Annotated in this window: 12 protein-coding genes and 1 pseudogene; 2 read left to right on the forward strand and 11 right to left on the reverse strand. The window is 72.8% G+C overall.

Features of this window, described 5'->3' with window-relative positions; all coding sequences use genetic code 11:
- Positions 1 to 42 precede the first annotated feature (42 nt).
- The 3 genes from ACIOC0_RS20650 to ACIOC0_RS20660 all read right to left on the reverse strand — a co-directional run bounded on the left by ACIOC0_RS20650 (position 43) and on the right by ACIOC0_RS20660 (position 6,044).
- Positions 43 to 2,409 (reverse strand): SWIM zinc finger family protein, encoded by a 2,367-nt coding sequence (locus ACIOC0_RS20650; RefSeq protein WP_402156592.1) that lies wholly within the window; start codon positions 2,407 to 2,409, stop codon positions 43 to 45.
- A 299-nt stretch (positions 2,410 to 2,708) separates the two neighbouring features.
- Entirely contained in the window at positions 2,709 to 5,669 is a 2,961-nt protein-coding gene (locus ACIOC0_RS20655; protein ID WP_402156564.1) for an SNF2-related protein, read from the reverse strand.
- A 204-nt stretch (positions 5,670 to 5,873) separates the two neighbouring features.
- On the reverse strand, positions 5,874 to 6,044 hold the full coding sequence (locus tag ACIOC0_RS20660; protein ID WP_402156566.1) for a hypothetical protein: 171 nt from the start codon (positions 6,042 to 6,044) through the stop codon (positions 5,874 to 5,876).
- A gap of 29 nt (positions 6,045 to 6,073) precedes the next feature.
- Here ACIOC0_RS20660 and ACIOC0_RS20665 point away from each other — a divergent pair, with 29 nt between their 5' ends.
- Entirely contained in the window at positions 6,074 to 6,280 is a 207-nt protein-coding gene (locus tag ACIOC0_RS20665; RefSeq protein WP_402156568.1) for a hypothetical protein, read from the forward strand.
- Here ACIOC0_RS20665 and ACIOC0_RS20670 read toward each other — a convergent pair.
- From ACIOC0_RS20670 to ACIOC0_RS20680, 3 genes and pseudogenes are all read right to left on the reverse strand, one after another.
- Entirely contained in the window at positions 6,189 to 6,680 is a 492-nt protein-coding gene (locus ACIOC0_RS20670) for a hypothetical protein (RefSeq protein ID WP_402156597.1), read from the reverse strand. The genes ACIOC0_RS20665 and ACIOC0_RS20670 overlap by 92 nt on opposite strands.
- Before the next feature lie 137 nt (positions 6,681 to 6,817).
- Positions 6,818 to 7,090 (reverse strand): annotated as a pseudogene (locus ACIOC0_RS20675) (helix-turn-helix domain-containing protein); the annotation flags it as partial.
- A 31-nt stretch (positions 7,091 to 7,121) separates the two neighbouring features.
- Positions 7,122 to 7,970 (reverse strand): oxidoreductase, encoded by an 849-nt coding sequence (locus tag ACIOC0_RS20680; RefSeq protein WP_402156593.1) that lies wholly within the window; start codon positions 7,968 to 7,970, stop codon positions 7,122 to 7,124.
- A gap of 67 nt (positions 7,971 to 8,037) precedes the next feature.
- On the opposite strand from ACIOC0_RS20680, the gene ACIOC0_RS20685 reads away from it, so the two are divergent.
- On the forward strand, positions 8,038 to 8,703 hold the full coding sequence (locus ACIOC0_RS20685) for a DNA-binding response regulator (protein WP_402156570.1): 666 nt from the start codon (positions 8,038 to 8,040) through the stop codon (positions 8,701 to 8,703).
- A 129-nt stretch (positions 8,704 to 8,832) separates the two neighbouring features.
- On the opposite strand, the gene ACIOC0_RS20690 is transcribed toward ACIOC0_RS20685, so the two are convergent.
- From ACIOC0_RS20690 to ACIOC0_RS20710, 5 genes are all read right to left on the reverse strand, one after another.
- Positions 8,833 to 9,993, reverse strand: a complete 1,161-nt coding sequence (locus ACIOC0_RS20690) for an IS630 family transposase (protein WP_402156572.1) — start codon at positions 9,991 to 9,993, stop codon at positions 8,833 to 8,835.
- A gap of 231 nt (positions 9,994 to 10,224) precedes the next feature.
- On the reverse strand, positions 10,225 to 11,106 hold the full coding sequence (locus ACIOC0_RS20695; protein WP_402156573.1) for a helix-turn-helix transcriptional regulator: 882 nt from the start codon (positions 11,104 to 11,106) through the stop codon (positions 10,225 to 10,227).
- 232 nt (positions 11,107 to 11,338) lie between these two features.
- Positions 11,339 to 12,133, reverse strand: coding sequence for an SDR family NAD(P)-dependent oxidoreductase (locus ACIOC0_RS20700; protein WP_402156574.1), 795 nt, complete (start codon positions 12,131 to 12,133; stop codon positions 11,339 to 11,341).
- A 177-nt stretch (positions 12,134 to 12,310) separates the two neighbouring features.
- Entirely contained in the window at positions 12,311 to 12,913 is a 603-nt protein-coding gene (locus tag ACIOC0_RS20705; protein ID WP_402156576.1) for a sugar kinase, read from the reverse strand.
- Positions 12,910 to 14,061, reverse strand: a complete 1,152-nt coding sequence (locus ACIOC0_RS20710) for an ROK family glucokinase (protein ID WP_402156577.1) — start codon at positions 14,059 to 14,061, stop codon at positions 12,910 to 12,912. Before ACIOC0_RS20710 ends, ACIOC0_RS20705 begins: the two co-directional genes overlap by 4 nt.
- Positions 14,062 to 14,342 lie beyond the last annotated feature (281 nt).

Genomic DNA, 14,342 nt, shown 5'->3' on the forward strand with positions numbered 1-14,342 from the left:
GCCGGGGGAGTCCACTTCTTTGCGTGGTCGGGCCGTTCCTTCTCAGAAGTCGTCGGCGCCGTCGAGGCCGGTCAGGGCGCCGACCGGGTCGGGGTCGGGGGTGCCGCGCGGCCACCAGTCGTCGTGGCCCGGCTCGGACTCGTAGGCGTACCAGAGGCCTTCGCGGCCGAAGCGGAGCTGTACATGGCCGCGAGGGTGGGTGAGGCGGTTGCGCCAGGGTCGGAAGGCGGGGAGGTCCGCGGCGAGGAGGAGGGGGCGGGCCCGGTCGAAACGGCCGGCCGGCGGGTCCCAGGGCTCCTCGAGGACGGCGAGGCCGTCGATGCCACCCTGGCGCCAGGCGGCGACCGCGCGGGCCAGTTCGGCCGGAGTGCGTCCGGCGGCGGCCGCCAGGGCGGAGTACAGGGAGCGGGTGGTGGCGGTGAGGCCGGAGCCGGGGCGGGCGGCGGCGAGCCGTACGGCGTCCTGCCAGAGCGTCAGTTCACCGACCTCGTCGCGGCCGGTGGCGAGCAGGGCGTGCGCGCGGGTGGCGGCGTCGGTGGCGAGCTGGTCCAGCGCGAAGGAGTCAGGGCCGCCGTCGGGGAGGGAAGGGTATGCCGGGGGCTGCCCGGGGTGCGGTGGAACGGGCAACGGCGGCGGGATCGGCGGTAGGCGGCGTGCGACCAGGGCGTCCGTGGCCCGGATGCCGGGCAAGGGTTCCGGTTCGCGCTCCTGGGCGGCGCGGGCCGCGCGGGTGGCGTTGCGGCGGGACAGCGCGTCGAGCAGTTCGCGTTCCCCCCGGCCGCGAAGGAGGAGCAGGACGAAGGGGTCGGCGTCCAGCAGGCGTGCCGTCTGGTAACAGAGGGCGGCGGCGTGCTTGCAGGGGTGGCCGTGGTCGGGGCAACTGCACTGCGGGGCGAGGTCGCCGGGCTCGGGCAGCAACGGCACCCCGCAGTCGGCGAGGGACTCGGGCATCTCCTTGTCCAGCAGCGCCGCGATGTGCGCGGGGCTCTCCACGGCGGCCTCCAGGAACCGCTCCCAGTCCTCGTCGCCGAGGGTGCGCAGTCTGACCTGCACGCGGTAGGGGCGAGGGCGGCTGCCCTGCACGTAGGCGAGGACGAGGCCGGGAGTGACCGTGATGGCGTCCACATGCCCCTGCTCGGCGTAACCCCGTCCGCGCGCCAGCCGGTTGACGTCCAGCGCACCTTCTTCGAGCGCGCTCACCCAGGCGTTCCCCCACCAGCTCGCGGCGAACTCGTCCGCTACGACGGTGGGTTCGCCACGATCGAGCCTCGGCGGCAGGGCGGGAAAGGTACGACGGTGCTCACTGTCCCGGTTCGGGGCGGCCATGGAGCGGGGCGGGGAGGGGGGCCGGGGGTTGCTCGGGATGGGGTGCGGGACGGGGTCGGCGCGGAGTTCCCGCACGGCGGAACGGGCGGCTCGGGGAGCGGACGCGTCGCCGGCAGCGGCCTCACTGCCGGGATTCCGCGCGGCGGGACGACCGACTCCGGGAGCGGTCCCGGTGCCGGCTTCCCCCGTGTCGGGACGACCGGATCCGGGAGCCGGCGCGACGCCGGCAGCGGGCCAGTTGCCGGGTTCACGCGTCTCCGGACGACCGACTCCGGCAGCGGTCCCGGTGCCGGCTTTCCCTACGTCGGGGGTGCTGACACGGGGGGCGGGCGCGTCGCCGGAAGCGGGGTCGCTGCCGGGTTTCCGCGCGGCGGAGCGGCTGACTCCGGGGGCGGGCGCGTCGCCGCGTTCGCGCGTGTCGGGGTGACTTTCGGCTTCGAGGCCCGGCTCCCCGGCAACTTTCCTGACGTCTGCGCGAGCGGCCCGGCGGAGGGAGGCATCGGTGAAGGCGTCGATGTCCCCGTGAACGCCCCGGGGAGCGGGCTCGCGGCCCGGCGTACCGGCGGCGGTAGGCGAAAGCCTGCGCGCGGGCTCGTCGCCTGGCGTCCCGGCTGCGGTACGAGGCCTGTCGACAGGCTCGTCACCCGGTGCCCCGGCGTCCGGACGGCCGGCCTCGGGGCCCGGCTCACCAGCAGTTTCCTCGACGTCGGCCTGGGCGCCCCGGCGCGAGGAGGCACCGGCGAAGGGTTCGGCACCCCCGCGAGCACCCCGAGGAGCGGCCTCGCGGCCCGGCGACCCGGCGACGGAAGGCGGCAGCCTGCGGGCGGGCGCGCCGGTCTCATCGGCCGCGTCGGCCTCCTCCTGCCGCGACTTCGCCCGTGCCGCGCGGAGGGCCTCACGCGCGATGTCCCCGGGCCGTGCGCCGACCGCGCCGTGCGCCTCACGGCGTACCTCAGCTGTATGTGCCGCAGGAGAGGGGGCCGTCGGGGCGTCGGCCTCCGTCGGAATCTGCCCTGCATGGGGCGAGCCGGCCGGGGCAGCCGGGGCCGAGGCCGGTGGCTGAGCGGCCCCGGGGCGGCGCAGCGCCGCGCGGGCGGCGTCGGCCGGACGCTCGCCGGACGACGTGCCCTGAGTCCTCCGCGGCCCCTCGGCCGTCGCAGGCCGTGCCGCCTCGCCCTCGACAGGCGTCGCCCGTGCCCGGGCGGCACGCAGGGCGCGGCGGGCCTCGTCGGCGGGACGGGATCCGGACTGATCACGCGGGGGCGTCGGCTCCGCCGGTGGCCGGGCGGCGGTGTCCGGCGGCTCGGGAGCCTCGCTCTCCGCCGCCCCGGTCGGGGCGTCGTCCGGCGAAGGGATGGGCTCAGGGAGTGGTTGGTGTCGCATCACGCCTCCCTTCGGAGGCTGACCAGGTCGGCGAGTTCGGTGTTGGTCAGTTCGGTGAGGGACGATTCGCCGGAGCCCAGGATGGCTTCGGCGAGGGCTCGTTTGCTCTGGAGCATCTCGGCGATGCGGTCTTCGACCGTGCCCTCCGTGATGAGGCGGTGGACCTGCACCGGCTGGGTCTGGCCGATGCGGTAGGCGCGGTCGGTGGCCTGCTCCTCGACGGCCGGGTTCCACCAGCGGTCGAAGTGGACGACGTGGCCCGCGCGGGTGAGGTTCAGGCCGGTGCCGGCGGCCTTGAGGGAGAGGACGAGGACAGGCGTCGCCCCGCTCTGGAAGCGGTCGACCATGCGCTCGCGCTCGGGCACCGGGGTCCCGCCGTGCAGGAGGTCGACGGGGACCGCGCGGTCGGCGAGGTGGGCGGTGATCAGGCGGGCCATGCCGACGTACTGGGTGAAGACGAGGGCGGAGCCGTCCTCGGCTAGCAGGGTGTCGAGCAGTTCGTCCAGGAGGGCGAGTTTGCCGGAGCGGGAGGCGAGGCCGTCGCCGGCGCCGGGGGCCGCCTCCTTGAGGTAGAGCGCGGGGTGGTCGCAGATCTGCTTGAGCGCGCCCAGGAGCTTGAGGACCAGCCCGCGGCGTGCGATGCCCTGCGAGGTCTCGATGGCGAGCATCGACTCGCGCACCACCGCCTCGTACAGGGCGGCCTGTTCACGGGTGAGGGGCACGGGGTGGTCGGTCTCGGTCTTGGGCGGCAGTTCGGGCACGATGCCGGGGTCGGACTTCTTGCGGCGCAGGAGGAACGGGCGGACCAGGCGCGCCAGCCGCTCCACGGCCTCCTCGTCCTCGCCGTTCTCCACCGCGCGCGCGTGCCGGGCGCGGAAGGCCTTCAGCGGGCCGAGGAGGCCGGGGGTGGTCCAGTCGAGCAGGGCCCACAGCTCGGAGAGGTTGTTCTCGACGGGTGTCCCGGTGAGGGCCACGCGCGCGGGGGTGGGGATGGTGCGCAGGGCCTTCGCGGTGGCCGAGAAGGGATTCTTGACGTGCTGGGCCTCGTCCGCGACGACCATGCCCCAGGTCTGCCGGGCCAGGTCGGCGGCGGCCGAGCGCATCGTGCCGTACGTGGTGAGGACGAAGCCGCCGGCGAGGTCGTCCAGGGTGCGGTCGGGGCCGTGGAAGCGGCGGACGGGGACGCCGGGGGCGAAGCGGGTGATCTCGCGCTGCCAGTTGCCCAGGAGGGAGGCCGGGCAGACCACCAGGGTCGGTTCGCTGCGGGCACGCTTCAGGTGCAGGGCGATGAGGGTGATCGTCTTGCCGAGGCCCATGTCGTCGGCGAGGCAGCCGCCGAGGCCGAGCGAGGTCATGAGGTCGAGCCAGGCCAGGCCGCGCAGCTGGTAGTCCCGGAGGGTGGCGCGCAGGCCGGGGGGCGGATCGGCGGGTCGTACGCCCGCGGTGAGACGGTCGCGCAGGACGGCCAGGGCGCCGACGGGGACGGCTTCGACGGTCTCGCCGTCGACGTCCGCGGTGCCGGTGAGGGCGACGGACAGGGCGTCCACCGGGTCCAGCAGCCCCAGTTCGCGTTTGCGGGCCTTGCGGACGAGGGCGGGGTCGACGAGCACCCACTGGTCGCGCAGGCGGACGACGGGCCGGTGGGCCTCGGCCAGCGTGTCCATCTCGGCCTCGCTGAGCGGATCGCCGCCGAGCGCCAACTGCCAGCGGAAACTGAGCAGTTGCTCGCTCTCGAAGAAGCCGGTGCCGTCGGTCGCGGAGCCCGGCGCGGGCCGGACGACGGCGGTGGCGCCGAGGTCCTGAGCGAGGTCGCGGGGCCAGTGGACGGCGACGCCGGCCGCCGCGAGGCGGGTCGCGGCCACGCCGAGCAGATCGTTCACCTCGTCCTCGGACAGGGCCAGGACGTCGGGCGTCTCCTGCTCACCGAGCCGGGCGAGCGGCGGCCAGACGCGGGCCGCGCGGCGTACGGCGAGGGCCGCGTCCACGCGGGCGCGTGCGCCGAAGGCGGTGTCCGCCTCGCCCGCCCACAGGACCGCCGCGTCCGTCACCAGGGTCGGGTCGGCGAGGCTGTGCACCTGCACGACGGCGGCGCCGGCGCGGCGCGCGTCCCCGCCGTCGTCGAACAGGTCGGACGCCGACAGGTCGAGCCGGAGCGAGATCCGCACGCCCGCGTCCATGCCGGCGGCGACCTCGGCGGCCCAGTCGTGGGCGTCGGGGAGCCGCTGCGGCCGGCGGTCGGCGAAGGGCTTCCCGGAGGCGTGGGGCGCGGCGGGCGTGCGGGGCAGGGTGTCCGCGACGGCGTCCAGGAAGGACCGCATCAGGGCCTCGGGGCGGGGCAGCCGGATCGGGCCGGAGCCGGGGAGGGGCACCGCGTGGCCCTCGTACGGCAGGGCGGCGGCGACGGCGCGCAGGTGGGCGATGTCCTCCGGGTCGAGCGGCCCGGCACGCCAGGCGTCGTGGCCGTCGGGGGTGAGGCCGGGCAGCAGACGGCCGCGGGCGGTGAGCCGCAGCGCGTGCAGCGCAGCCGCGCCCCAGCAGGCCGTCGCGAGGTGGGCGGCGGGGTCGCGGCGGGCGCGCACCAGGAGCGGGAGCGCGGTGTCCAGGGTCAGCGTCAGCGCGGGGACCTGCCGTCGGCGGACGGAGGCCCCGTGCCGGCGTACGACGGTCAGGTCGGTGAGGTCGGCATGCGGCGGGGCGGGCAGCGGGCCGCCGTCCGGGTCCCAGAAGGCGACGCGGCCGTCGCGCGGGAGGGGCGCGGGCAGGAAGACGGCGGCGAGGCCCGGGCCGAGCGGCTCCGGGGACCGCCCGGCGGGCACCGCCGAGGTCACCTGTCCCGCTCGCCCCGCGACAACTCCAGCCGACGTCACCCCCGTCGTCCGCCTCGCGGAAGCCCCCGTCGAGGTCGCCTCCGCCGCGGCCCCTGTCACCGAGGTCACCCCCGTCGTGGCCATGTCGTTCATCCCGCCTGTTCACCTCCCGCCCGCGTGCGGACCCGGTCGTCGATCAGTCGTCTTCGACTCTACGGGCGGGGTCTGACAATCGGCTCCGGCAGCCGTCGGGACGGGCGGGCGCGGGGCGGGACGGCGGGCGCGGTCGCTAGTGCTGCGACCGGAAAGGTTCACCGGCTCGCGACGCCCGGCACGGCACCTCGCCGCGTTGTCGCATCACCCGAGTACGTCCAGTACGCGGGCGATGCTCCGCCTTGCGATGCACCGCACCTGGCCGCGGCGTTCCCGAATGCGGTGCTTGTGCACACCCCGGTGCACGCCTCCTGGGTTGACCCAGGTGGGCCGGTCGGCGGCCTTCTTGCCGCGGTGCGAGGAGCCGATGTCCATGACCCAGAACACCCGCTTCGCGCTCGCGTATGCAGCGCAAGGTCGTGACGCCCAACGACTTCACCGACCTTGCCCAGGTCGGGGACCGGCTCCGAGCCTTCGAAGACCGCTACAACGCCACGGCACAGCCCTTCCAGTGGAAGTTCACCACCTCCGACCTGGACGATCTGCTGGCCAGGCTAGACCGGCACACCGCCGACCACCCAGAAGAATCCTCCGCCGCCCTGGCGGCATGATCAACCCCCGAAGCGGCTCCTGGCTCATGACCTGGGCGACCAGGGCCATGAACGGGTCGATGCCCGTGGCAGCATCGCAGCGGCCGAACACCTTCGCGCAGTGGACGTCGTAGGCGGCCAGGCAGGCCAGCGCGCCGCCGCGCCCGTAGGTGTGGTTCACGCGCATCGCGCGGGCCTGGCCGGGGGCCAGGGTGGGATGGCAGCGGCAGCGGGCCTGGATGGAAGTCTTCTCGTCGGCGCTGACGACGAATTCGTCCGCGCCGAGCGGCTCGCCGTTCCAGGTGCGGGCGTACAGATCCAGGACGCGCGCAGCCTTGGAGCGGAAGCGGGGGTCGGTGATGAAGATCCAGGAGCGGTGCTGCCAGGGCTTGAGGGCGTCCCGCGCGAGCCAGCGGCGCACGGTGGAGGCCGACAGGAAGGGCGCGATGCCACGCTCGACGGCCTCGCGAGCCAGTTCGGGACTGGTCCAGCGGGACAGCGGGCGCCCGTCTCGGCGGGCAATTGGCAGGCGAGGGCCTTGACCTGCGCGGTCTGTGGCGGGGTGAAAGAGGGCGGACGTCCGGTGCGCTTCCGGTCAGCCAGGCCAGCCATGCCCAGTTCGGCGAAGCGGTTCCGCCAGGTGCGCACGGTGTCCACATGCACGCCGACTCGCCCGGCGATCCGCACGTTCGGCAGCCCGCGGGCCGCGTGCAGCACGATCTGCGCGCGCACCCGCAGCCGGTGCTCGGTCTTGTGGCCCCAGGCTGCCTTCTCCAAACGGTGCCGCTCGGTGGCGGTCGGGGATATCGGGCGGGCGGCGGCAATGGGCATGGCAGCCAAACTGACCTCCGGAGCCGACCAGTTAGCCTCGCAGGTCAGACAAGTCCTCGTCACGGAGACTGAGGTCGTTCGCCGCGAGGTTCTCCTCCAGATGATCGAGAGAGCCGGTGCCCGGAATCGCCAGCACCGACGGCGACTTCGCCAGCAGCGAGGCGATCGCGACCTGCGCGGTGGTCGCGCCCAGGCGTGCCGCGACCTTGCCGAGCCGTTCGGTGTCGAGCGGGCCGCTGCCGACGCCGCCGCCGAGCGGAAAGTACGGCACATACGCGATGCCCGCTTCCTCGCTTTCCGCCAGCAGGACCGAGTCACCGCTGTGCCGGTTCTGCACCGCCGCGACGGGCGCGATCGTCCGGGCCTCTGCCAGCTGGGCGGCGTCGACGTTACTGACCCCCAGGTTCCGGATCAGTCCTTCCGCGCGGAGCTCGGCCAGGACCGCGAACCGTTCGGCGATCGACTCGTCACCCGGTCCGGTCATCCCGCCGACCCGCAGATAGACCAGGTCGAGCCGGTTGAGACCCAGAGAGCGCAGATCTGCCTCGACCAGGCCGCGCAGCTGATCAGGCGTCGCCTGCCCGCTCGGCACACCGTTCGGTCCGGGCAACGGCCCGACCTTCGTCGCGATCACCAGGTCGTCATGGTATGGGGCCAATGCCGTACGGATCAGCTCGTTGGCCCACACCGCGTCCCTGCCGTAGAAGCCGGCCGTGTCGATGTGGTTCACGCCCAGCTCCACGGCCCGACGGAGCACCGCGATTCCGGTCTCGGGATCTCGTGCCGGACCGGCGAAGGTGCCCCTCGCCAGGCGCATCGCGCCGAAGCCGAGCCGGTTGATCGTCAGCTCTCCGCCGAGGGAGAAAGTCTTGATCGTCATGACGTTCATGGTGTCCGCCGCCACGAGGCCCAGCGAGCTCGTGGCAGCTTGCTGCCAGACTGGCGGGATGCGGAACGAAGAGGTGTTCTCAGTGCGCGGAGACGCAGAGCTGATCACGCGCGCAGGTCATCTCTTCGAGTCCGCGCGGACCGAGTTCCTGTGCGCCGCCCGGGATCTCAAGACCTGGTCGCAACCGGGGGCCAGGGCGGCGGTCCGGAATCGGATGCGCGCTGCGGATCCCGCTGGCTTCATCCCTCGGAAGCTGCTCAGCCCGGTGGCACTCGCCGACGAGGAGGCCCGCGCGCACCTGCGGCTGGTGCGGAGTAAGGGCGCTCTCGTCCGGATCAGCCGTTCGCCATTGCCGCACGAGACCATCCTCATAGACCGGCGGGTGATGATCCTTGCCGGTCAGGAGACCCCCACCGGCCGCGAGTACACCGTGACGACGTCACAGATCCTGGTTGACGGCGTTCACTCGCTGTTCCGGGCGATCTGGGACGCCGCCGTCGATCTCGAAACCTATCTGCGCAGCGACGTACCGCACCTCGATGCCGAAGGCCGCATGATCCTCAAAGCCCTCGGTTCGGGCCTCACCGACGAATCGGCGGCAAAACGGCTCGGCGTCTCACTGCGCACCTACCGGCGGCGTGTGGCCGAGCTGATGGCCAAACTCGAGGCCGACTCTCGTTTCCAGGCCGGGCTGCGAGCAGGCGAGCTGGGGCTCCCCCGCTAAAACCATAGTGATCGCGGCCCTTTAGCGCCTGAGCCCCCCGGATCACATAACCAACCGTCACGTCAACCCCCGAAGAACTTCCAACAGCGACCACTAAGTGGTCGAGTTCGGAAATCCTTCGGGGGTTGATCAAGTTGCGGGTCGGGCAGAGAATTCTTCCTGGTGATCGGTGGTGTGCCGGTCGAGCCTGGCCGGCAGGTCGTCCAGGTCGGAGGTGGTGAACTTCCACTGGAACGGCTGTGCCGTGGCGTTGTAGCGGTCTTCGAAGGCTCGGAGCCGGACCCTGACCTGGGTGAGGTCGGTGAAGTCGTTGGGCGAGACGACCTTGCGCTGGACGACGGAGAAGAAGATCTCCACCTGGTTCAACCAGGATGCGTGTACCGGGGTGTGAACCATGACCGCGTTCGGAAACGCGGCCGACAGCCGGTCAGCGGCCTTCTGCCCGCGGTGGGATGAGCCGTTGTCGACGATCCAGAACACGCGTTTCGCGCTGGCGTGGGGCTCCTGGGTCATGACCTGGGCGACGAGGTTCATGAACGGGTCGATGCCGGACCTGGGTTCGGTGCGGCCGGACACCCGTGCGGCGTGGACGTCGTAGGCGGCGAGGTAGGCCAGGGCGCCGCCGCGTCCGTAGGTGTGGTTGACGCGCATGGCACGGGCCTGGGCGAGGGTGGGGTGGCAGCGGCATCGGGCCTGGATGGAGGTCTTCTCTTCCTCGCTGATGACGTACTCGTCCGCGCCGAGCGGGATGCCCTGCCAGGTGCGGGCGTACAGGTCCAGCACACGCTGGGCCTTGGCGCGGAAGCGGGGGTCGGTGATGAAGATCCAGGAGCGGTGCTGCCAGGGCTTGAGCGCGTCCTGGGCCAGCCAGCGGCGCACGGTGGAGGCGGAGACGGGGCCGGCGATGCCGCGCGCGGCGAGTTCGGCGGCCGGCTCCGGGCATGACCAGCGTGCCAGCGGCACCCCGGTCTCGGCGGGCAGGCGGCACGCCAGAGCCTTGGCCTCGGCCACCTGCAGCGCGGTGTAGGACGGCGGCCGCCCCGACCGCTCGCGGTCGCTCAGGCCGCCCAGGCCCCGCTCAGCGAACCGGCCGCGCCAGCAGCGGACGGTGTCCAGATGCAGGCCCGTCTCCCGGGCGATGCGCGCGTTGGAGCCTCCGCGGGCGGCGTGCAGCACCACCTGCGCACGCATCCGCAGCCGATGCCCGGTCTTGTGACCGTAGGCCATCTTCTTCAGCCGCTCGCGCTCGCCGGCGCGCAGGGCTATCGGGCAGGCAGCAGCAACAGGCAAGGCAGGCAAGCCGATCGGGAGAAGTGGATCACTCCACCCTGTCGTCTGCTGCACCCGCCTCGGCGGGCAAGGCTCGCCACGCGGCACGGATGGGTGCGCGGATATTCGCCGGGACCGGGCCTGCCGGTCTGCGGTGCTCTATTTGTCGATCTGCCGGTCAGGACATTGACCGATGACGCGTCTGACGCAGGTGCGGGTCGCCATGCCGGGAGGCAGGTACTGCCCGGAAGGTCAGCGCGCGCGGTCGTCGGGCGGCATGGGGGAAGGGGCCTCAGTGGCCCAGGCCAGCAGCATCTGCAGGGCGTCGTGCGATGGGCTGCCAGGCTCGGCGGCATACGTGATCAGCGCCTGCTCGGGGTCATCCGTTGGGCGCAGGGTCTCGTAGGCCAGTTCCAGATCGCCGACCACCGGATGGTGGAATCGCTTGGTTCCCGAGGTTTTGTCCTGCACCGGGTGTTCGGCCCACCAGCGGCGGAAGTCTTCGCTCTTCATCGACAGTTCGCCGATCAGGCTCGCCAATCGAGGGTCCTCGGGGTGCCGTCCTGCGTCCAGGTGGAGGTAGGCCACGTTCTCGCGGGCGCAGGAGCTCCAGTCCGCATACAGCTCGCGGGACGTCTCGTCGAGGAAGGTGATGCGGGCGATGTTGCGCTCGGCTCGGTCTAGGGCCGCGTAGTCGCCGAACAGGGCGCACGCTGCCGTATTCCAGGCCAGGACGTCCATACGTCGGCCCATCACTATTGCCGGTGTGCCCACCAGATCGTCCAGCAGCCGCTGGAGCATCGGGCGCGCGCGTTGCGGCCGGGCTTGGCCCGGGGGAACGTGCCGGGCGGCGGACTGCGGTCGGGCGAGGCGGTGCAGGTGCCGGACGGCGTCCCCGTCCAGCCGCAGTGCGCGGGCGAGGGCGTCGAGTACCGCGCCCGAGGGGTTAGGCACTCGGCCCTGTTCCATGCGGGTGTAGTAGTCGACGCTCACTCCTGCGAGCTGGGCGATCTCCTCGCGGCGCAGGCCCGCGACCCGGCGTTGCCCTCCGAAATCCGGCAGGGCGACGTCTTCGGGATGCAGGAGGGAGCGGCGGGTGCGGAGGAACTCGCCCAGGTTGATCGCTGTGCTCATACGACGATTGTGGCCGGTCGCGGGGGGGGGGGGGGGGGGCCCGCCCGGGGGGCCCCCCCCCCCCCCCCCCCGCGGCCCGGGGGGGGGGGGGCCCCCCCCCCCCCCCCCCCCCCGGGCCGGGGGGGGGGGGGGGGGCCCCCGGGGGGGGGGGGGGGGGGGGGGGGGGGGGGGGGGGGGGGGGGGGGGGGGGGGGGGGGGCCCGGGCCGGCCCCCCCCCCCCCCCCCACCGCCGTCAGGAGGCGGGGATGGCCGTCACCAGACCCCCGTCGACAGCGATGTCCTGGGCGGTGATGTACGACGACCGCGGGGAAAGGAGGAACGCCACGGTCTCGGCGATGTCCTGGGCCTGGCCGAGACGCCTCAGAGGCACCTGGGAGCGGATGGCATCGTGCGAGGCAGGGTCCGGGTTGGCGGCATCGAACATCCCAGTGACGATGTAGCCCGGGCTGATCGAGTTGACCCGGATGCCGCGCTCGGCGAGATCACTGCCCAGCGTGCGGGCCAGATTGTGGACGGCAGCCTTGGTGGCCGCATACACCGGTGCGACGGCCAGGCCCCGGTGCACTGTCCACGAGGCGTTGATCACGATGGAACCGCCACCTGCCGCGTCGAGCAGCGGCAGCACCTTCTGGACCGTGAAGAACACCCCCTTGAAGTTGACGTCGACGCTGCGATCGAAGTCCTGCTCAGTGACCTCGCCACTGCGCTGGAACACTCCGACCCCGGCATTGGCGAACACCCCGTCCAGACGTCCGTGGCGTTCACGGATCAGGGCAGCCAAGCGGTCGAGATCGGTGAGGCCGGCGGAGTCGGCCCGGACCGTGAACAGACGGGCACCCTGGTCGGACACCTTGTCCAATTGTTCGGCCGCGCGGTCGAGGCGGGCATCGTCGCGGCCGGTGATGACGATATCGGCGCCGGCTTCCAGGAGCAGACGCGCGGTGGCCAGGCCCATCCCGCTGGTTCCGCCGGTGATCAGGACGACACGGTCGTGGAAGCCGGTCACATCACTGTTGCTGTCGGTCATGACCACAGCCTCCGCCACCACCCTTCGGGCCAACCAGGTCCAGATCAACCCGGGTCTCCCAGGCCCCCCTTCTGCGGGCACCCGAGGCAGCCTCCACCACACCGCCCTGGACATCCGACGATGCGACACGCATCGCCGGCCCCACGTCAGCCCCCGAAGGACTTCAGGAGCTGACCACTAAGGAACCGTGCGGGAGACGACGTACACCAGGGGGTAGTCGGGGTTCCCGGTGTTGACCACGACGTCCAGGGTGGGCCGCGGGTTCTTCTGCTCGTGGACGAAGCCGAAGTAGTTCCCGGGGCGGGAGCCCGGGCCGGAGAACTTCCAGCCGCTGACGCCCTGGTCCCGCTCGCTGATCGTGATGTCGCCCTTCGCCAGGACGGACCGGTTCACGCCCAGGTCCTTCAGGAAGGTGTCCAGACCGGCCTGCGTGGTCTGGAACTGCACGTAGAGGCGGCTGGTCTTCCAGTTGTTCGTCTCGTAGTACGCGACGTTGTTCGAGGGGTCCGGCACCGGCACCTGGTAGAGGCGGAGCTGGATGCCGGACGGCCAGCCCTTGGTCAGGCCGGTGGCCGAGTACTTGGCCTCCTTGTCCTTGCCGCTGTCGCGGCTCTGGTTCGCGGAGATCACCAGGTAGCCGGCCGGGACGCCGATGAGGAGCACGATGATCAGCAGGGTGAGCGCCCTGCGCCGGATCATGCGCCCCCTGGGCTCCGGCGGGCGGGAGGACGTGGCGGGCCCGTCGGCCGGCGGGGCCTGGTGGGGCAGGGAGGCCGTCATGCGGTGTCCCGGGCCGCCCTGCGGGCCGCCTCCGCGAACCGCTCGATGCGCTCGTGCCGCTCCACCCGGCGGCGCTTGGCGCGGCGGAAGCGGCGGGCGACCAGCCGGGCGAGGTCGGCCGCGCCGACCATGCCGGCCTCGGGGCCGAGCTGGGCGCGCACGATCCGGGCCTCGGGGCGGTAGCCGCGGCCGGTGAGGTGCCGTTTGAAGGCGTCGCGCGCGGGGCCGATCAGGAGGTCGTCGGCGGCCGAGACGCCGCCGCCGATCACGAAGCAGGACGGGTCGAGGGCGGCGGCGAGGTTGGCGATGCCGACGCCGAGCCACTGGCCGATGTCCTGGAGCAGCTCGATGCACATCGCGTCGCCCTCGCGGGCCAGCTCGGTGATCATCGGGCCGGTGATGTCGCCGATGCTGCCCTTGACGTGCTCGATGATCCCGTACGCCACCGGGGAGTCCGCCGCGGCCAGCTCGCGGGCCTCCCTGACCAGCGCGTTGCCCGAGCTGTACTGCTCCCAGCAGCCGCGGTTGCCGCACGGGCAGCGGTGGCCGCCGGGCACGACCTGCATATGGCCGAACTCGCCGGCGACGCCGTACTTGCCGCGCTTGACCTGGCCGTCCTCCAGGATCGCGCCGCCGATGCCGGTGCCCAGCGTGATCATGACGAGGTGGTCCTCGCCGCGCCCCGCGCCGAAGCGCCACTCGGCCCAGGCGGCGGTGTTGGCGTCGTTGTCGACGAGGACGGGGACCGACAGCCGGCCGGAGAGGCGGTCCCGCAGCGGCTCGTTGCGCCAGGACAGGTGGGGCGCGAACAGGACACGGTTGCGGTCGGCGTCGACCCAGCCGGCCGCGCCGATGCCGACGGCGTGCACGTCGTGCCGGTCGGACAGGTCCAGGACCAGCTCGGCGATCGTGTCCTCGACGACCTTCGGGCTCTTGGACTTGTCCGGGGTCTCCGTGCGGACCTTCTCCAGGATGTTGCCGTCGGCGTCCACGACGCCCGCCATGACCTTGGTGCCGCCGATGTCGATGCCCACGGTGGGCACACGGGGCGCTGTCAGGTGTGAGCGGCGCTCGCGGGTGCCCACGGTGCGCAGGGCGGGGGCGCGACGGGAGCCGATGGGGGCGGTGAAGGTGCCGTAGGTGCTCATCGGCCCCGATTCTGCCTCACCCGCGGGGCGGGTGCCGTGCTGGGGACCGAAGGGGCGCGCGGAGTGCGCCGGGCGCGCGGGCGTCGTGCCTCGTCGTGCCCCCTCACGCGGCCGGGCCGGCTTTCGGACCGTGACGCGAATCGCACCCGACCTTGTCCGGACAATATCACCGGGCGGCATCGGTGACCTAGTTGTATTGACCCGCAGCGTTGTTCACACGGCTGATGGGTGGCTGGCCTCCGAGTGCGGTGTGGCAGCGATGGTAGTTGTAGCCGTGGAGG

The organism is Streptomyces sp. NPDC088254 (assembly GCF_044740925.1).
Lineage (GTDB): Bacteria > Actinomycetota > Actinomycetes > Streptomycetales > Streptomycetaceae > Streptomyces.

Excerpts from the sequence above, each read along its gene's own strand:
- ACIOC0_RS20655 (WP_402156564.1), bottom strand. The coding sequence starts at position 5,669 with ATGAACGACATGGCCACGACGGGGGTGACCTCGGTGACAGGGGCCGCG.
- ACIOC0_RS20660 (WP_402156566.1), bottom strand. The coding sequence starts at position 6,044 with ATGGACATCGGCTCCTCGCACCGCGGCAAGAAGGCCGCCGACCGGCCC.
- ACIOC0_RS20665 (WP_402156568.1), top strand. The coding sequence starts at position 6,074 with ATGCAGCGCAAGGTCGTGACGCCCAACGACTTCACCGACCTTGCCCAG.
- ACIOC0_RS20680 (WP_402156593.1), bottom strand. The coding sequence starts at position 7,970 with ATGACGATCAAGACTTTCTCCCTCGGCGGAGAGCTGACGATCAACCGG.
- ACIOC0_RS20685 (WP_402156570.1), top strand. The coding sequence starts at position 8,038 with ATGCGGAACGAAGAGGTGTTCTCAGTGCGCGGAGACGCAGAGCTGATC.
- ACIOC0_RS20695 (WP_402156573.1), bottom strand. The coding sequence starts at position 11,106 with ATGAGCACAGCGATCAACCTGGGCGAGTTCCTCCGCACCCGCCGCTCC.
- ACIOC0_RS20700 (WP_402156574.1), bottom strand. The coding sequence starts at position 12,133 with ATGACCGACAGCAACAGTGATGTGACCGGCTTCCACGACCGTGTCGTC.
- ACIOC0_RS20705 (WP_402156576.1), bottom strand. The coding sequence starts at position 12,913 with ATGACGGCCTCCCTGCCCCACCAGGCCCCGCCGGCCGACGGGCCCGCC.
- ACIOC0_RS20710 (WP_402156577.1), bottom strand. The coding sequence starts at position 14,061 with ATGAGCACCTACGGCACCTTCACCGCCCCCATCGGCTCCCGTCGCGCC.